Genomic DNA, 17985 nt, shown 5'->3' on the forward strand with positions numbered 1-17985 from the left:
AAATAATGGACTTTGATTTTTTTAAAAGCTTTAAAATGGTGATTATCGCTGACCTAGTGACCTCATATTAAATTCACTCACTGGCGTTTGCATAAAACCGGTTATTAGATGTTTTTATGAAACAAAAGCCCCTATTTTTAAAGTATGGAGCTAAAGGATTAGCTTTGGATTAGTTATGAGGCAGCGCTATAGCATTGCTAATAATTAAGTCGCTGCCATGCAGAGAAGGAATTTAAAATGAGTCGTATAATCGATGTTGCAATTAAGCGTTTATCGGATAGTAGTTGCAGTGAGTATGAGTTACGCAGGTATCTCGAAGAAGAATTTTCTTCTATGTCCAATCTTGATACTTGTATTGATTCAACGATTAAACAATTAAGAGAATCACATTTAGTCAATGACTTGCGGTTAGCATTAAATCTTGCTCAGCGTTATGCTCACAAGGGAAATAGTTTTATCACGCAAGTTTTAGCGCAAAAAGGGATAGCAGAGGCAGCAATTGCCGCCGTTCTTCAATCCTTAGAAAACGAAAATGTTCGTGCTCTCGATGAAGCTCGTAAAAAACTGGGAGGGCAATGGGACAGTTCCGAGAAAGCGATGACTCTTTTACATCGTTTTCTTAGTGGCCGCAAGTTTCCTTATGCGGTAATCACTACGGTAATCAGACAGCTCGGAGAGCAAAGGCGCTGTTCGATAAATTAATCGCAGCTATTCAGGCCTTACTTGTAAAAAGGCTGTACTCAGTGCATTTCGTGCTAAATACAGCCTTTCACTAAACTTAGTCCTGTTGCAGATACGACTATTTAGCTTGTCCGAGGTCTACATGAACTTTTCCTTGTTCAATTCGAGTTGGATAAACTTGTAAATTTTTTGGTTTTACTACCTTTGCTAATAAATTGCCGACTGCTGGCGGCCACGGGGACCAAGATTTTACATCACCAGAACAGAGGTCAAATTCACTTTTATGAAAGGGGCAAACAATAGCGCAGTCGTCAGTAATTTTTCCCTTTGCGAGCGGTAATTTGAAATGGGGGCATTGTGCTTGAACGGCGTGAACCTGTTCTTTATGCCAGATGAATAAGATTTTTTTGCCATCAACAACAGCTGTTTCACGTTCCTTTTGTTGGAGATCCGCTAAGTCAATCGCTGGTATCCACGCCATAATAATTCCTTGAGTTATTCGTTTGAGCGTGCATCATAGCAGTGCCGGTATTTTGTGTCAGCCGGTAAAATAAAACAAATTTAACTAAGTAACTAATAAACAACATTGCAAGTTGCCTGACTAGAAGTATAAAATGCCGAGATTAATTTGATACTGTCAGAATGTATAGAAAGTACATAAGTTTAAGGAGGGAGCGTGGGCTCTTTGTTTAGAAAAAACGCAGTTATTGTGTCTTTTTTAATGATAAACATGATAATGACTGGTTTATCGCATGCAGCTGAAAATACTGTTAGCAATAGCGTGAGCACAAATTCTGAATCTACTGAAGTTAAGCCTACCGAAGCTAAGCCTACCGAAGCTAAGCCTACCGAAGCTAAGCCTACCGAAGCTAAGCCTACTGAAGCTAAGCCTACTGAAGCTAAGTCTACTGAAGCTAAGTCTACTGAAGCTAAGTCTACTGAAGCTAAGACTGCTGACACTAATACAACTACAGAACCTCTTATTGAAGGCTACTATCCTGTTTATCCAGCAACAAAACCCGCAACTGGCGCGGAAGAAGAGCTAATTAAAAAAGGGGAGTATTTGGCCAGGATGGGCGATTGTATTGCTTGTCATACTGATATGAAAGGCGGTACTCCTGCTTTTGCTGGTGGTTTACCTCTGGCAACCCCTTTCGGGACCTTTTATAGTCCTAATATTACTCCGGATAAAGAAACAGGAATTGGTAATTGGACTGAGCAAGATTTTATTCGTGCCTTGAAAGAAGGACGAGATCCGCAGGGCAGTAATTATTTTCCAGTTTTCCCTTATATTTATTTCTCAAAAGTAAGTGACGATGATGCTCGTGCTCTTTATGCTTATTTCATGAGCATTCCACCTGTTAAGCAAAAGAATAAAGATTTACCCTTTCCTTTCGGTGTACCCGGTGCTCGTCTCTCACTATGGGGCTGGAATTTATTATTCTTCTATCCGAATGATACCCCAATTACCTATGATTCTACTCAGTCTCCTGCCTGGAATCGGGGTAAATACATTGTTGATGGTTTAGGTCACTGCAGTATGTGTCATACTCCTTTAAATGTCTTTGGTGGACCAAAGACTCGTTTTTATCTGACTGGAACCTTTATCGATGGTTATTGGGCGCCTAACATTACCAAATATGGCTTGTACTCAGCGTCTCATGCTGAGGTGGCTGATGTTTTCTCCCAAGGCGAAATGATTAATAAAGCGGGCCCTATTGCGGGTCCTATGGCAGAGGTTGTTCACAATAGTCTTAGCCATTTGACTGAGGAAGATAGGCTGGCAATGGCGACCTATCTGAAAACAGTTGTTAGTGAAGAGCCCTTAGGTGTCGCTGCTTCTGAAGAACAACCAACCTTAAAGCGCGGTAAACAGGTTTATGTGAATGCCTGTGTTATCTGTCACCAAAATGGTGAAATGAGTGCTCCAGTGATTGGCGATTCCTCAAACTGGTATTTACGTTTAAATCATAGTGGTTTGACAGGGTTGTATCGCCATGCAATTGATGGATATAACTCTATGCCAGTAAAAGGTGCTTGTGTTACCTGCTCTGATAATGATGTTATCGCTGCTGTTGATTATATTTTGAATAGCTCTTTGTCACGTTCACAATGGAGCGACCTAACAACAGGTGGTGCATCTAAATACCCGTCAAATGGCCAGGAAATATATAACGAGAACTGCGCTATGTGTCACAACGAAGGGCAACAAGGAGCACCCAAGATCGGTGATAAGACCGTATGGGCGCCATTAATTGCACAAAATATGGACGTTCTTATTGAGAAAACCATGACTGGTGATGATCATCCGAAAAATGGAGGTTGCAAACACTGCACCAACGGTGAGGTGATTGAGGCAATTAAGTACATGGTAAGTCGTTCAAAAACGGGTGGTAATTACTCGCTATGGTAAGAGCCATTCGAAAACTCAGGGTCAAACGTAAATAAATTTAATTATAAGTCGTGATGAAATAAGTAAATCCTGCAAGTACTCTTGTAGGATTTCTTCCAAGATCTGACTAATTGAAGGGGTGAGAACGGGGATGCTAAATAGGTCTATGATAAGCAAGGTGCTTGTTGCCTTGATTGGACTGGTAATGAGCCAGGTAACAATGGCAGAGACTGATCACTGGCAGTTAAACATGTACAAAGGGGTAACGCCCTTAAGTCGAGACATGTATGACCTGCATATGATTGCTATGGTGATTTGTGCAATCATCGGTGTTGTTGTATTTGGAGTGATGATTTACTCATTAATTCATCATCGCAAATCCAAGGGTTATACTCCCGCTACTTTTCATGACAATTTCCGTTTGGAAATTATCTGGTCAATCATTCCCTTTCTGATTCTTATTGGTCTGGCAATCCCAGCAACACAGGTTTTGATTCGTATGGAAGATAGCAGTGAATCCGATGTTACAGTGAAGGTTGTAGGTTATCAGTGGAAATGGCAATACCAGTACCTAGATCAAGGTATTAGCTTTTTTTCAAATTTATCAACTCCCTATGCGCAAATTCATAACCAACAAGATAAGGGCGAATGGTATCTCTTAGAGGTTGATAAGCCCCTCGTGCTACCTGTTAATAAGAAAATTCGTTTCCTGGTTACTTCAAATGATGTTGTCCACTCTTGGTGGGTTCCTGAGTTGGGAGTAAAGCGTGATGCTATTCCGGGTTTTATGCATGAGGCTTGGGCAAGAATTGAGAAGCCAGGTACCTATCGTGGCCAATGCGCCGAGTTGTGCGGTATCAATCATGGATTTATGCCAATCGTTGTGCAAGCTGTTAGTGAAGATGAGTTTAACCAATGGGTTGCTAACCAGGTCAAAGTCAAAGATCAATATGATATCACTTTGAATCAGCCAGCCGAGCAACCAAATATGAAGCGCGATGAGTTGATGAACCTTGGTAGAGAAAAATACGATTTGATCTGCGCGGCATGCCACAGAGTAGACGGTAAGGGCTTACCACCAATGTATCCTGCTCTGAAAGGCAGCTCAGTTGCAGTTGGAAAACCAATATCTCGTCATATTGCGATGATACTACATGGTATTCCTGGTTCTGCGATGCAGCCGTACAAGGATCAATTAAGTGATAAAGAAATTGCAGCGATTGTTACCTATGAGCGCAATGCTTGGGAGAATAATACGGACGATATTGTTCAACCCGCTGATGTAGCCAAGGTGCGTCAAGCAGAAACCCAAAAACCAAAAATGGTAGAAAAAGCGAAGGTCGGAGGTTTACGATGAGTCAAGCGGTAGCGCATGATAGCGAGCATGAAGAACACGGTCCAGAACAGGGTAAAGGCCTGATTGGATTTGCGAAGCGATGGTTATTCACAACAAACCATAAAGATATCGGTACCCTATATTTATGGCTGGCGATGATTAGTTTCTTCGTTGCTGGAACCATGGCCTTAGTGATTAGAGCAGAGCTTTTTCAACCAGGTCATCGTTTTGTCGATCCTAACTTTTTCAATCAGATGACAACGATGCATGGTCTGATCATGCTTTTCGGTGTGGTCATGCCTGCGTTTACAGGCATGGCAAACTGGCAAATTCCGATGATGATCGGTGCGCCAGATATGGCTCTGCCTCGCTTGAATAACTGGAGTTTCTGGTTGTTGCCCTTTGCGTTTGCACTGCTGGGCTCAACTATGTTCCACAGTGGTGGTGGCCCGAACTTTGGCTGGACAATGTATGCGCCGCTATCGACCAAATTTGCTCCCCCAAGTACGGACTTCATGATTTTCTCTGTGCATATGATGGGACTCTCGTCCATTATGGGCTCGATTAATATCATTGCGACCATTCTTAACCTTCGTGCACCAGGAATGACGCTGATGAAGATGCCTATGTTCGTATGGACATGGTTGATTACCGCCTTCTTGCTAATTGCTATTATGCCGGTTTTGGCTGGAGCCGTAACGATGATGCTGGCCGATAGACATTTTGGCACAAGCTTTTTTGAAGCTGCAGGTGGTGGCGATCCTATTTTATTCCAGCATGTTTTCTGGTTTTTTGGACACCCCGAAGTATACGTACTGGTGCTTCCTGCTTTCGGTGTTGTTTCTGAAATCATCCCGACATTTAGTCGAAAGCCCCTGTTTGGCTATCACTTCATGGTGTATGCAACAGTAAGTATTGCAATCCTTTCCTTCGTTGTTTGGGCACACCATATGTTTACGACAGGTGTTCCACTGGGAGCAGAATTGTTCTTTATGTACACAACGATGCTGATTGCCGTTCCAACAGGTATTAAGGTATTCAACTGGGTTAGTACAATGTTCAGAGGGGCAATGACTTTCGAGACGCCCATGCTTTTTGCTATTGCCTTCGTATTCCTGTTTACAATCGGAGGGTTCACTGGACTAATGCTTGCTCTGGTTCCTGCTGATTATCAATATCAGGATACTTATTTCGTCGTAGGACATTTCCATTATGTTCTCGTGCCCGGGGTTATTTTTGCTCTGTTGGGCGCAACCTATTATTGGCTGCCAAAATGGACAGGACATATGTACAACGAATGTATGGCTAAATGGCATTTTTGGTTGTCAGTAATATCAGTGAACATCGCATTTTTCCCTATGCATTTCCTGGGACTTGCAGGTATGCCACGACGAATTCCTGATTATGCTTTGCAGTTTGCGAATTTTAATATGGTGTCAACAATTGGGGCCTTTATCTTCGGCTTCTCCCAACTACTGTTTCTGTACAACGTGATTAGAACTGTACGCAAGCATGGTGAAAAGGTTGATGCACAAGTATGGGAAGGTGCTCGTGGTTTGGAGTGGACTTTATCTTCACCCCCTCCCTATCATAGCTTTGTGACACCTCCACATGTTGAGTCATCCCATCTTCTGCATTACTAATGAGAAGATATTAACCGATGTAAATAATCGCCTGTTTGCAGGCGATTGATGTAAATAAGGCGAGATACAATGACTGGAAAAAGTCATACAAAATTGATTGTAACCTTGGCAGCTGTTGTACTCGCAATGTTTGCTTTTGGTTTTGCATTAGTTCCGATTTACAACAGCCTATGTAAAACCTTCGGTATTAATGGTAAGACAAGCGGTGAAGCAACAGCTTACGATGCTCGTACGGCAAAAGTTGATGCAAGCAGAGAAATTGTAGTCGAGTTTATTGCCACGAATAATGGTGGCGTTCCTTGGGCTTTTTATCCCAAGACTAAAAAAATAAAAGTACATCCAGGAGAAATTGCCAAACTGGCTTTCTATGCAGAAAACAAATCTGGGCATCGAATGACAGTTCAAGCTATTCCCAGTGTAACACCGGGGATAGCTGCAAAATATTTGAAGAAGACGGAATGTTTTTGCTTTACGCAGCAAACACTTAATGGGCATGAGGCAATGGATATGCCGTTGTTGTTCCATCTAGATCCAGAATTACCAGCTAATGTTAAGACTATTACGCTGTCTTACACGCTGTTTGATGTATCGGATAAAGTGATAAATTAGGATTTATTGATGAATATACCCAGCATCTTGAAGTTAATTGGGTGTAGCGGTCAATGAGTTCCATACAAAAGCGCTTGCTATTTTCTGATTTAGGTTAGCAATGAGCACAAATGATGAGGAGAACTATATACAATGGGAGCACATGGCACTTACTACATCCCAAAACCCAGCCACTGGCCTTTAGTTGGCTCAATTGGTCTTACAACAACCCTGGTGGGGGCTGCTTCCTGGCTACACTCTGGTTGGTATGGCCCATATATTTTCACTCTTGGCCTCGCAATTTTAATTGGCATGATGTTTGGCTGGTTTGGCCAGGTTATCTATGAAAATCAGAAAGGTGTTTATGATCTGCAGGTTGATCGCTCCTTTCGTTGGGGAATGTGCTGGTTTATTTTTTCCGAGGTATGCTTTTTTGGAGCGTTCTTTGGTGCGTTGTTCTTCACTCGATTTTGGTCTGTTCCTCTGTTAGGGGGCATGCTTGATCAACATCCAATGACCCACATTACCCTATGGCCTAATTTTGCAGCGAAGTGGCCTTTGCTATCTAACCCCAACAATCAAGTCTTTTTTGGTGCTCACGAAGCAATGGGAGCTTGGGGTTTAGCAGCGATTAATACCCTGATTCTGTTAACCTCCGGTGTCACTATAACTTGGGCACATTGGGCTCTTAAGTTAAACAAGCGTAAGCAATTAATTCTTGGCATGATTTGTACAATTGCCCTGGGTATTTTGTTCCTAACCTTGCAGTCCTATGAGTATCATGAAGCTTATACTGAAATGGGCCTTACTCTTGATGCAGGTATTTATGGAACTACCTTCTTTATGCTCACAGGGTTTCACGGTTTGCATGTGACGATAGGTACAATTATGTTAATTGTTATTCTTTGCCGTTGCATCCGTGGCCATTTCACTCCAGAACGGCATTTTGCATTTGAAGGTGTCGCTTGGTATTGGCATTTTGTGGATGTGGTTTGGTTGTTCTTGTTTGTATTTGTTTATTGGTTGTAAATCGAGGTTTGCTTTTATTGACTCATAGCCTGATGGCTATGAGTCAATATAGAGTGGTAATAGGTCAGTCAGCCCAGCCTACACTCTTCCAATTATTCGCGGCTGAGTTATTACGTAGAGTTCATCAAGACCCTCTATTCTTCCTAGCTCTATCTCAAAGTTTTTGATTGACAACTAATCCTGGTTGAAAATTTATGAAGTCTATCTTTAGGGTATAAGAGAAATGATAGCGACAGAATTTGAGATGAAGAATGCTTGCTTCGCCACGAAAAAACCTTGAGGTAAATACAACCAAGCTCCCTTTTTCCAAGTAATCCGTGCTTGTTAATTGCATTTCACAGTCTGTCAGTTCAATTAGATGGCATGTAGCCTGTGACTGGCCACACTTCAAGCTCACTTCAACTGGCTGTAATGGTTGGATCTGCATAAGCATCTCCGCGAGTTAACAGATAATGACAGAAATGTTTAAATATTGCTCACTTTTTATAAGTATAGGTAGAAAAGAAAAGAGAAAAAAGTGAAATCTGGATTTTGAGATACTATATTTTTTATGAATCCCCGATATTTTCAGGCAAATTTTTTTGAGATGATAACAGAATTTGCTGATAATCTTGTGAGCCGAAGGGTTCGTAATAACTAACGTTAACTGTAATAGGTCACGTCTCCTACCCCGTCATCCAGAGCGCAGCGAAGGATCTCCGGGATTGGCACTGTGCCACATTCAGGAGATCCTTCGCTGCGCTCTGGATGACGTGCTACGTTAGGGTGACGGGGCAGAGGAGCACTTACTATATTAACTTAAGCCGTTTTGCGGCATAGGTTGTTCGCTTAACCCGCGTGTGCTGCTCTTGTCTTCAAAAAATGTGCCTCTGACTGAACCTTTAGTTGGGTTAGCAGCAGGATTTGAACGCCATTCCATACTCTGTGGCTCATTGCCTGTGCTCTGAAACGAATTAGCAAATTTATCAATCTCCTTTTCTAGGTATGACCACTGACTACTAATTTCTGGGCATTCCTTTGTGCGGAAAGTTAACCCCTGTTCCCTAAAAAAATTAACAAGTTCAAGTTGATCCTTAACATCATCGTAAGTTGCCTCATCAGCACGCCGGCGCCAGCTAAACTGAGACTCTTCCTCTGGTGTTTCAAACGTTGGTTGCAGCGGATGACTGACTAAATATTCTAAAAGGTTGTATTCTCTTTTTTCAGAGCTATTGAATGCATAAGCCCTAATTTTTTCATCTTTCAAATTGCAGCCAAAATCCTCAACCAAACTCCGAATCACTTTTATCTTAGTTTGATTATTAAGGTCCGAATTAAGAACAGTATAAATTGGAAGGGCAGCCGCTACTTGAGCACTATCTAAATGGCGTCCTACAACGGACTCTGTAAGTCCATACATACCTTGCTTAAATTGTAGCGCGAAGGCAGTAATTATATTTTTAGGATTTTCTCTCGCTCGCACGATAGATGAATTTGTAAGTAATTCAGAGTCAGAGTATAGGGATTGTATAAACTTAATGCATTCGGCAAAAAAATCAATGACTTGATCAAGCCATGACTTGACCTCCACACAACGTCCAGACAAGCTGAAACATTTAGCGACTAACTTTTCAAGATCACGCTGAGTGTTTTCGTTTAACCCATGAAAATTTACTAAAAAAGTACTCTCTTCTGTCAGAAACCCGGGTTCTGCAAAACGTGAGACATTTTGGTTTGGTAGGGGGAATGATTTGTGTATATCACCAAGACATGACTCGATAAAAGTGCGTTGAGCTTCAATTAAATTGATTTCTTTCACTACCTTGTTACAAACATTATAAGTACTAAGATAAAGTTGCTCATTGTCACTTAAAAGAGCGCTAAGTTGCTGACAATTTTCTAAGACATTCTCTCCTTCTGCCAATTCTCCCTTAAATGGGGGTTTTTTCGTGTATTTTATATCAAAGCAAGCCGCTAATTGTCCTGCATTAAACAGCTCAACCATATTATTATGCTGATCACTTAACTGCTGATTTGTTAATTTAGAAGTGGGAAACTGTTCTTGCAAAAATTGATTGAATCGTTGCTTAGTCTCTAAATCAATCGAATTAAAGTCTTGGCGATGATTGGCAATATATTTAAGCATATCGCCCAAAAGTCTATTTGGAATTTTAGCCTTAGGATCTTCATTCAAGAGCATAAAAAGAATTAATTGGATTGAAGGCTTACCATCTTTAGCGGTGATTTTGTCACCAGACATGCTAATTCCGTCAGTTGCTGCGCAAAAACTTTCTAAGGATTTTGCTTGAGGATACAATGCTAAAGACCATCCTCCCCAAAACTCCACTAGAGATGAGACTCTATTACCCCACTCAAACTCGGCCATAATATAATCCTCTAGTTGCTGACTAAATTGTCAGATTTAAGGTTATATAATGAAGCTTAAAGTTTTATTATGCCTAGGTAGTAAATCCCACCTTGTACAATATAAACAACGAGTTGCTGGGCTATCAGGCATTTAAACCTGGGTCGTTGCATCCGAAATACCAGGATTCTCCAAACTTAGAATGCCTGTATTAAAATCATAGGCAAAGAGCTCAGCGTAACGTCCCCAGTCAATCATTGTGCGTAAAACACGCTCAGCTTCTTTTTCGCTTAAATAGTCCTCAAGTTTGGATAAGAACCGTTCTTCGGACACGCGGTGACCAATTTTTTCATCCAAAATACGACGAATATAACGGGCCAAGGGCACTTTCTCTAAGAGTCTTCTGGCGAACAAAAGCTTACGCTCTTGTAAATCGGCTTCGGAAAATTGCTTGCCTAACTCGCTAAGTTGTATGTCACCATCTGAAACCTTGGCAAAGCCTAATATTTCAAGCGTTTCAAGGATTGGGAATAGGTCATCAATATTCATCATTAACTCATCAGCAAGTTCTGGTAAGTCAATTCGCTCTTCAAAGGATTTCATTGTTTCGATCAAACCTGATAATTCAGAAGGTTCTACATCAGGCAAGCGATAGCCAAGACCAATTTGGCGCTCACGTTGGGCTCCCTTCGATTTATCCTTTGGACCTGTAGTCATAAGGGTATAAATTTTATCGACTAAGGCATGGAATTCCGGAGTCACAGGTTCACGTGGCTGTGCTAGATCTACCTGTAATTCTGCGCGAATATAGCCGGGGTCGGAGCCGAAGATAATAATCCTATCAGCAAGCATCGCTGCTTCTTCAATGTTGTGTGTTACCAATAAGATACCATTGGTATTGGTTTTCTTTTCTTGCCAGAGTTCAAGTAAATCCGATTTCAGGTTTTCTGCGGTTAATACATCGAGTGCTGAAAAAGGTTCATCCATTAGCAAAACATCAGGATTAATCACCAAGGCACGGGCAAAACCGACACGTTGTCGCATACCCCCTGATAGCTCTCGGGGGAAAGCAGATTCAAAGCCATCTAAGCCAATAGTATCAATGGCCTCAATGGCACGGTGCCGTCTTTCTTCGCGCCCAACGCCCTGTGCTTCCAGACCTAATTCGACATTTTCAAGTACTGTTAGCCAGGGCATCAGGGCAAAGGATTGAAACACCATAGCAATACCTGGCATCGGTCCTGTAACGGGATGTCCGCGATAGGATACCTTGCCGGAGGTAGGCGGAATTAAACCGGCGATAATACGCAAAAGCGTAGATTTTCCCGAGCCTGATTTGCCGAGCAGGGCGACAATTTCACCCTCCTGAAGCTTAAAGTTCACATCTTCGAGTACCAGTAAATCCTGTTCAGCCGATTTTTTAAACGACTTACGGCAATTTTCAATGGCAATAATGGTTTCTGACATATCTGCCTCAATTGAAATGAAAGCGCTCTTCCGCTAAACGATAAAGCGGGCGCCAAATTAAATGGTTAAAGGCCAACACATAGATACACATCATTGCAGTACCTAAGGCTATTTTTGGAAAATCACCAGCAATTGTGCCTGCTTGAATATATGCACCCAGGCCCGTAGCTTCCAAGGTTGTGTGTCCCCAACTTACCCATTCGGCCACGATACTGGCGTTCCATGCACCGCCTGCTGCTGTGATTGCTCCCGTAATATAAAAAGGAAAAATACCGGGTAAAGCCAAACGTTTCCACCATTGCCAACCTTTAACACCAAAATTATCTGCTGCCAGATAAAGTTCGCGTGGAATGGTCGAGGCGCCAGCAATAACGTTGAATAAAATATACCACTGTGTACCAAGAATCATCAAAGGTGTCACCCAGATTTCAACACTCAGATTGAAGCGTACAATTGCTATCACAAATAAAGGATAGAAGAGATTGGCAGGAAAGGCGGCTACAAACTGAATAATGGGTTGTATCTTTTGAGCCAAACGGGGTCTTAGGCCAATCCATACGCCCACAGGAATCCAAATCAAGGAGCTTATGATAATGAGCACTATAACGCGGGTTCCCGTTGCGGCGCCCAGGAGAAATACATGCAAAACCTCATTAACCTTTAGATCTTTGAGGATAAACTTCATCAACAAGGAACCGCCGGCAAATATGGCTAGAAGAACTACTGTATTCCACAGCCAATCCAAATGTTTCTGACGGCGAAAATCAATTTCTTTTTGTGAACGGTTGCCTCTGTAACGTAGCCAGTGTGCATTAACGAAATGATCTCTAAAAATCGCTATGCCACGGCTAAAGCGCTTCATCAAACGGCTGCCACGGATCAAATCGATTAGCCAGGACTGATATTCCTCTTCGTCGGGGGAGGGTTCCATCTTGAACTTTTCTGACCAAGCAATGAGTGGCCGAAAAAGAATTTGATCGTAGAGGAAAATAACAATAACCATGGTAAGAATTGCATAGCCAACAGCATGCAGGTCATGGCGCTCAATAGCTAAGGCAATGTATGAGCCAACACCGGGCAAACGAATATTTTGATGGGAAACAGAGATTGCCTCTGATAAGACTACGAAGAACCAGCTTGCGGACATGGACATCATCATATTCCACAATAAACCTGACATGGAGAAGGGAACTTCAACTTTCCAGAAACGTTGCCAGGCAGAGAGATGAAACATTGCAGCAGCTTCTTTTAAGTCGTGGGGCAAGGTTTTCAATGATTGGTAAAAGCCAAAGGTAATATTCCAAACCTGTGCTGTAAAAATTGCGAAGATAGACGCGCACTCTGGGCCTAATAGACTGCCAGGAAACAAATGAATAAAGCCTGTTACGGTAATAGAAAGGAAGCTTAATACGGGCACTGACTGCAAAATATCAATTGCAGGAATGACAACTTGTTCTGCGCGCCTATTTTTTGCGGCCAGGGTACCTACAATAAAGGTGAAAAGAATCGACAAGATCAGGGCAATGAACATCCGCAAGACAGTGCGTAAGGCATAAAAGGGTAAAATGGTTGGCTCAAGAGAAATTGCTAGTTGCTCGCCCAATTGATAGGGGCTTGCCATTTGTTTTCCAGCCCAGCCAAGGAAAAAGATAAGAGAAAAAAAGAGTATTAGCAGCAAAACATCCCAACGATTAATAAATCGGCTGACATTCTCTCGGTTGGCAAAATAAAAACGACTGTTGCGCACAAATGCCCCCCTAACCTCAACCTAAATATTCTGATGGATTTTTTGAACGGTGCTTAGTAACTGACTTGATAGAAAGCCCCAACTAACTTGGTTCTATAAGACAAGAACCGAAGATCCGCATAAAATACCACAAATACCCTATTCTGTCGCCCATGGATCTACGGTTTTCTTCTCAAAATGGAGTTATCAGGGTTGGACAAAGGAAAAGAAATTTAATTTTGCATAAAAATTGAACTTTTATTGATTGGCGGTGTCTAAGTTAATGAGTAACCTAGTGTAGGTTCTCTGCTCCGCGCTCCCCTCTTTTCGCGGAGTAGTGCCTGATAGGCACAATAATCGCCCCGGTTTTATACCGGGGTTTTTTTGTGTGGGAAACGGGACTACAATCAGATTAACTCTTATTCCGAACTGACGTTTGTTTAAAGGATACTATTAATGACTAAAATGAGAGCTTATGCTGCCCTGATCCTATTCGCCTTTTCTCTTACAGCCCGTTCTACACCTGATGAGACGCAACTTGCAGTTTGGGCTAATGAAGCAATAGTTGCTACTTATACCTATAACTACAAGGATTTTATTGAGCGACAAAAACAGATTGCCAAATATTTCACTGCGGGTGGCTGGACTGATTACTCTAATGTTTTTACTGCTTCCAAAATTCCCGATGCAGTGCAAGCCAACTCATACTTTGTCAGCGCAGTAGCAACCCTTCCACCGACTATTAAAGCCAAGGGAGATAATCATTGGCAAGCGGAGATGCCCCTGCTTGTGATCTATAAAAACCCTCAGTATCAGCAAAAGCAAACCTTGGATATTACGCTTGATTTTGGAATAGCATCCCCTGGACAGGGCGTGAGGGGATTAGCGATAACTAGCTTGCAGGCGCAGACTAGTTCTGAGCCTTGCAAATGTGAGGCTGCAAAAGAGGAGGCAGCACCTACAACAGCCGCTCCGTCACAACCACAAGGTGCAAAATAATCAAGATTAATAATAGGGCAATAATGAGATTTAATTTTCGTGGAATGGTGATATCTAGTGCTGCTTGTTGTGGATTATTAGGGTTATAAAAGACATCAATATCCACATCATCCTCATAGGCCATCGCCGCGCGATAGGCGATATTGCGGGCATATTTACTATTGGGATTGTTATGAGAGGTATCGAGGAAAAGGTATTCGCTATAAAAATCCTTATCGAAGACCTGGTAGGTGTATTGAATCTTTGGCCATAATCGAGGCCCTTCTTGAGTCCATTCAAAGAGAGTAATGCGACCTTTGGTAATAAGCCAATATTTTGATTGAGCTAGAAATTGCCTGTCTCGCCAAAAATACCAGAGCATAAACAATAAAAAAAAGAGCCATGCAAAATCAAGCACGCCTCTCCAAGACATTAACCAGTTTATTAGATGTATTTTGCTCAAAGGTGATGCTCTCTTATTATTTCCTTTGCCTATCATAACCCGTCATCCTGGGCGTAGCGAAGGATCTCCGGGATTAGCACAGTGCCACATAGATCCTTCGCTACGCTCAGGATGACGCAAGGGGAGTGACCTATTACCATTCTATCTCCGCCTAAGGGCTTTGAGGCTGAGCGTTATGCCTTAATACCAACAGGTTCTATGTGCTGGGATCCAGTACCGGCCTTGCCAGTGACCTCCTACCCATCCACAGGCACGATAATAGGGTTGGGTGTAGAAAATAGGGCTAACATAGACACCGCCACCCCAGCCGCCGCCATACCAGCCAGCATTATGCCAGCCACCGCCGTGCCAGCCGCCACCCCAGCCACCGCCGTGCCAACCACCGCCGTGCCAACCACCGCCGTGCCAACCACCACCCCAGCCGCCGCCATGCCAGGCATTAGTATCGGTGGTGATGAATAAACAGGCAATAAAAAGCAGGGTCCCGAGAATTTTATGATGCCTTTTAATACTAGCGTTCATAAGAATTTCTCCTCTATTACCTACAAACAGCTTCTTATATAATTATAAGACATTTAGAAATATAAATGTTCTTGTTGGGTTTTTATTGTTCCCTCGGCGGTTGTTAACAAGCGTGATGTCAAAAACTTATTTTTGATTCAAAGTTTGCCAAAATGCGATATGTGCTCCAGTAGGATCGGCAATGACGATAAAGCGCCCCATTTCACCAACCTGAGTGACCGGCATCTTCACGGTTGCACCGAGTTTTGTCGCATTGTTCAGAGTGCTCTCTATATCATCAACCAAAATATATCCCATCCAATGGGGGGGGATTTGGTTTTTTTGCTCATTGGGAATTTGCCACATGCCACCAAATTCACCATCCTTGTGTTTAATCATTGTGTAGATTGAGTCATCTGTTTTATGTTCACTAAAGGTCCAGCCAAGCAAATTGCCATAAAAATCTTTTGCAGCGTTGACATCGTTAGTTGCTAACTCATTCCAGCAAAACTCACCAACCTTTGGCATGTCCATCATTTAGTCCTTGTTTTTAGGTTTATTCGCCCAACAAGACTACTCTAATTTTATTTAATCGTCAGCATATAAAGCCCCGGGCATCAGTTCTTGCTCTGCATTGGTGTCACCTGCTTGGCTTATCAGCTCGGGCTCTTCTTTACTAAATGAGAACTTATTAAATTTAATAAAATTACAGTACATATCGAAAGAAGAGGAGCATGCGGAATCAATAGCTAAATTAGGACCTTGCAAACCTAGCTGGTAAACGATGCGCCCGCTTGCGGTACTTAGTGCATTATCTGCTCCGATATACGCATTAATTTCATTTAAATGGCCATTTTGCTGAATCAATTCACCATAGTCATTCGTTGATATTCCAATAAATACCCCCGTGTCACTGCCGAGAAGGCTGTGCAAGGTAAATTCAATCTCGTCCATATCAACAAGATTCTTGTTGATAACGTCTGGTAATATCGCCATCTCACATCCCAATCTCGTGCAGCATAGAGCTCTATCTACAACACACTACAAAAAGCTCTGCTTACATGAAATGGGTCGCAAAGCAGCCAATATGATTCAGAATAGTACAAAAAACGCACAGATCAAAAATTTTTTTTGCTCCTTAAGTCCCTTATGGCGGTAAGGATCTGAATGGATCGGAGCAAGATTTTTATTCTCAATAAGAAGATTCAACAACTTAGGGCTCATCAGATATCTGATTAGTGGGCTCTGCTTAGCAGAAAAAGATATCCTGCGGCAAGACTTGTCGTGGAGTCGCATCTCGGTATAATCATCTGCACCAACGCGCGAAACGAGGGAATCGCAATGATCGCAAAAACACCACTACACGCCAATCATTTGGCAAATGGTGCCAAAATGGTGGATTTTCACGGCTGGGAGATGCCCCTGCATTATGGCTCTCAGTTGGAAGAACATAATTATGTTCGCAAATCTGCTGGAATGTTTGATGTCTCACACATGACAGTGGTTGATATTTTGGGTGCTGGTGGCAGACAATTCTTACGTAAATTACTAACCAACGATGTCGATCTTCTTGAGCATACTGGACGCGCACTCTATAGCTGCATGTGCAATGAGCATGGCGGAATCATTGATGATCTGATTGTTTACCAACGGGCTTCTGATAACTACAGGTTAGTACTCAATTCAGCAACACGCACTCGTGATCTCGACTGGATTCGCAACAAAAGTGAAGGATTTTCAGTAGGATTGCAAGAGCGCACGGAGCTTGCCATGCTGGCGGTACAAGGTCCAGATGCTATAGCAAGAACAATGAGTATTCTTACACCCGCGCAAATTGATGCCGTTTCGACCCTGACCAATTTTGAATGTGTCGATGTAGACCGCTGGTTTTTTGCAAGGACGGGCTATACTGGAGAAGATGGCCTAGAAATTATTATTCCTAAAGAAGAAATCTCTACCTTATGGACCTCCCTCTTACAGGCTGGAGTTAAGCCCTGTGGTTTAGCCGCTCGCGATACCCTCCGTTTGGAAGCAGGAATGTTGCTTTACGGACAAGACATGGATGAGTCAACTACTCCTTTGGAATCCAGCTTGGAATGGACGGTAAAATGGCGGCCAGAAGACCGGGATTTTATTGGCATGGGCGCCCTCCTATCACAAAAACGGCAGGGTGTTCAACGCAAACTGGTTGGCTTGGTTTTACAAGACAAAGGTGTTATGCGAGCCGGTCAACGTGTTATTGTTGAAGGAAATGCTGAGGGTCTGATTACAAGCGGTACTTATTCACCGACATTGGCGCAATCAATTGCTTTAGCAAGAGTGCCAACAAATACCGGTGAATTGGTAATGGTTGATATTCGTGGAAAATTGATTCCAGCAAGGGTTGGTAAGCCAAGATTTGTCAAACGAGGACAAATTATATAGGGGCTGTTAATAATTATAAGAAGAGGATAAGGCGATGACAGATATGAAATTCACTCAAACGCATGAATGGATACAAGGTGATGGACAGGAAATGACTATTGGTATTACTGAACACGCACAACAACTATTAGGTGATATGGTATTTGTTGAATTACCCGAAGAGGGTGATCTGGTGAAGGCTGGCGATGAATTGGGTGTTGTTGAATCAGTCAAAGCTGCCTCCGATTTTTATGCGCCTATAAGTGGAGTTGTTACTGCGGTTAACCAAGACGTCAGTGATAACCCCGCTATAGTCAATAGCGATCCCTATGGTGCAGGCTGGTTAGTTAAAATCAGAGCGAGCAACCTTGCAGAACTAAGTGACTTGTTGAGTGCTGAGCAATATCAAAATGAGATAGCAGAGGAGCATTAAA

18 protein-coding genes are annotated in these 17985 nt (G+C 42.5%); 9 read left to right on the top strand and 9 right to left on the bottom strand.

Translation table 11 applies throughout. The features are described 5' to 3' along the window. Positions 1-237 precede the first annotated feature (237 nt). Complete coding sequence (locus BN1094_RS02570; RefSeq protein ID WP_043872830.1) at positions 238-702, top strand: regulatory protein RecX; 465 nt, start codon at positions 238-240, stop codon at positions 700-702. A 97-nt stretch (positions 703-799) separates the two neighbouring features. Here the strand turns inward: BN1094_RS02570 and BN1094_RS02575 are convergent, their stop codons facing one another. Next, entirely contained in the window at positions 800-1162 is a 363-nt protein-coding gene (locus tag BN1094_RS02575; protein WP_043872831.1) for a Rieske (2Fe-2S) protein, read from the bottom strand. 195 nt (positions 1163-1357) lie between these two features. Between BN1094_RS02575 and BN1094_RS02580 the strand changes: the two genes are divergently transcribed. From BN1094_RS02580 to BN1094_RS02600, 5 genes are all read left to right on the top strand, one after another. After that, positions 1358-3094, top strand: coding sequence for a c-type cytochrome (locus tag BN1094_RS02580; RefSeq protein WP_245614134.1), 1737 nt, complete (start codon positions 1358-1360; stop codon positions 3092-3094). Positions 3095-3224: 130 nt separating this feature from the next. Continuing rightward, a complete protein-coding gene (gene coxB, locus BN1094_RS02585) occupies positions 3225-4430 on the top strand; it encodes a cytochrome c oxidase subunit II (protein ID WP_043872832.1) in 1206 nt (401 codons plus the stop codon). After that, on the top strand, positions 4427-6052 hold the full coding sequence (gene ctaD, locus BN1094_RS02590) for a cytochrome c oxidase subunit I (protein ID WP_043872833.1): 1626 nt from the start codon (positions 4427-4429) through the stop codon (positions 6050-6052). Before coxB ends, ctaD begins: the two co-directional genes overlap by 4 nt. Before the next feature lie 69 nt (positions 6053-6121). Then, positions 6122-6661: a cytochrome c oxidase assembly protein gene (locus BN1094_RS02595; RefSeq protein WP_043872834.1), complete on the top strand. Its 540-nt coding sequence runs from the start codon at positions 6122-6124 to the stop codon at positions 6659-6661. Between the two features lie 132 nt (positions 6662-6793). Further along, positions 6794-7669: a cytochrome c oxidase subunit 3 gene (locus tag BN1094_RS02600; protein ID WP_043872835.1), complete on the top strand. Its 876-nt coding sequence runs from the start codon at positions 6794-6796 to the stop codon at positions 7667-7669. Between the two features lie 154 nt (positions 7670-7823). Here the strand turns inward: BN1094_RS02600 and BN1094_RS02605 are convergent, their stop codons facing one another. From BN1094_RS02605 to BN1094_RS02620, 4 genes are all read right to left on the bottom strand, one after another. Next, a complete protein-coding gene (locus BN1094_RS02605; protein ID WP_043872836.1) occupies positions 7824-8096 on the bottom strand; it encodes a hypothetical protein in 273 nt (90 codons plus the stop codon). 366 nt (positions 8097-8462) lie between these two features. Beyond that, positions 8463-10034: a hypothetical protein gene (locus BN1094_RS02610; protein WP_043872837.1), complete on the bottom strand. Its 1572-nt coding sequence runs from the start codon at positions 10032-10034 to the stop codon at positions 8463-8465. A gap of 132 nt (positions 10035-10166) precedes the next feature. Then, a complete protein-coding gene (locus tag BN1094_RS02615) occupies positions 10167-11480 on the bottom strand; it encodes an ABC transporter ATP-binding protein (RefSeq protein ID WP_043872838.1) in 1314 nt (437 codons plus the stop codon). A gap of 7 nt (positions 11481-11487) precedes the next feature. Further along, on the bottom strand, positions 11488-13227 hold the full coding sequence (locus tag BN1094_RS02620; RefSeq protein WP_043872839.1) for an ABC transporter permease: 1740 nt from the start codon (positions 13225-13227) through the stop codon (positions 11488-11490). A gap of 435 nt (positions 13228-13662) precedes the next feature. Here BN1094_RS02620 and BN1094_RS02625 point away from each other — a divergent pair, with 435 nt between their 5' ends. Further along, positions 13663-14205 carry a DotI/IcmL family type IV secretion protein gene (locus BN1094_RS02625; protein WP_043872840.1) on the top strand — a complete coding sequence of 181 codons (543 nt, stop codon included), beginning with the start codon at positions 13663-13665 and terminating at the stop codon, positions 14203-14205. Here the strand turns inward: BN1094_RS02625 and BN1094_RS02630 are convergent. The 4 genes from BN1094_RS02630 to BN1094_RS02645 all read right to left on the bottom strand — a co-directional run bounded on the left by BN1094_RS02630 (position 14165) and on the right by BN1094_RS02645 (position 16144). Next, the gene (locus BN1094_RS02630) at positions 14165-14683 is read right to left on the bottom strand and encodes a DUF3592 domain-containing protein (protein ID WP_425411900.1); all 519 of its coding nucleotides are present in this window, start codon (positions 14681-14683) and stop codon (positions 14165-14167) included. The two genes, BN1094_RS02625 and BN1094_RS02630, sit on opposite strands and share 41 nt — an antisense overlap. Positions 14684-14827: 144 nt before the next feature. Beyond that, entirely contained in the window at positions 14828-15169 is a 342-nt protein-coding gene (locus BN1094_RS19750; RefSeq protein WP_099908959.1) for a hypothetical protein, read from the bottom strand. A 126-nt stretch (positions 15170-15295) separates the two neighbouring features. Next, a complete protein-coding gene (locus BN1094_RS02640) occupies positions 15296-15685 on the bottom strand; it encodes a VOC family protein (protein ID WP_425411901.1) in 390 nt (129 codons plus the stop codon). Positions 15686-15736: 51 nt separating this feature from the next. After that, a complete protein-coding gene (locus BN1094_RS02645) occupies positions 15737-16144 on the bottom strand; it encodes a beta-ketoacyl synthase N-terminal-like domain-containing protein (RefSeq protein WP_043872842.1) in 408 nt (135 codons plus the stop codon). Between the two features lie 345 nt (positions 16145-16489). Here BN1094_RS02645 and gcvT point away from each other — a divergent pair, with 345 nt between their 5' ends. Together gcvT and gcvH are read left to right on the top strand one after the other, a co-directional pair. Next, entirely contained in the window at positions 16490-17572 is a 1083-nt protein-coding gene (gene gcvT, locus BN1094_RS02650) for a glycine cleavage system aminomethyltransferase GcvT (RefSeq protein WP_043872843.1), read from the top strand. A gap of 34 nt (positions 17573-17606) precedes the next feature. Next, the gene (gcvH, locus tag BN1094_RS02655; RefSeq protein ID WP_043872844.1) at positions 17607-17984 is read left to right on the top strand and encodes a glycine cleavage system protein GcvH; all 378 of its coding nucleotides are present in this window, start codon (positions 17607-17609) and stop codon (positions 17982-17984) included. The last annotated feature ends 1 nt before the right edge of the window (position 17985 follow it).

Origin of the sequence: Legionella massiliensis, from assembly GCF_000756815.1 — a bacterium.
Lineage (GTDB): Bacteria > Pseudomonadota > Gammaproteobacteria > Legionellales > Legionellaceae > Tatlockia > Tatlockia massiliensis.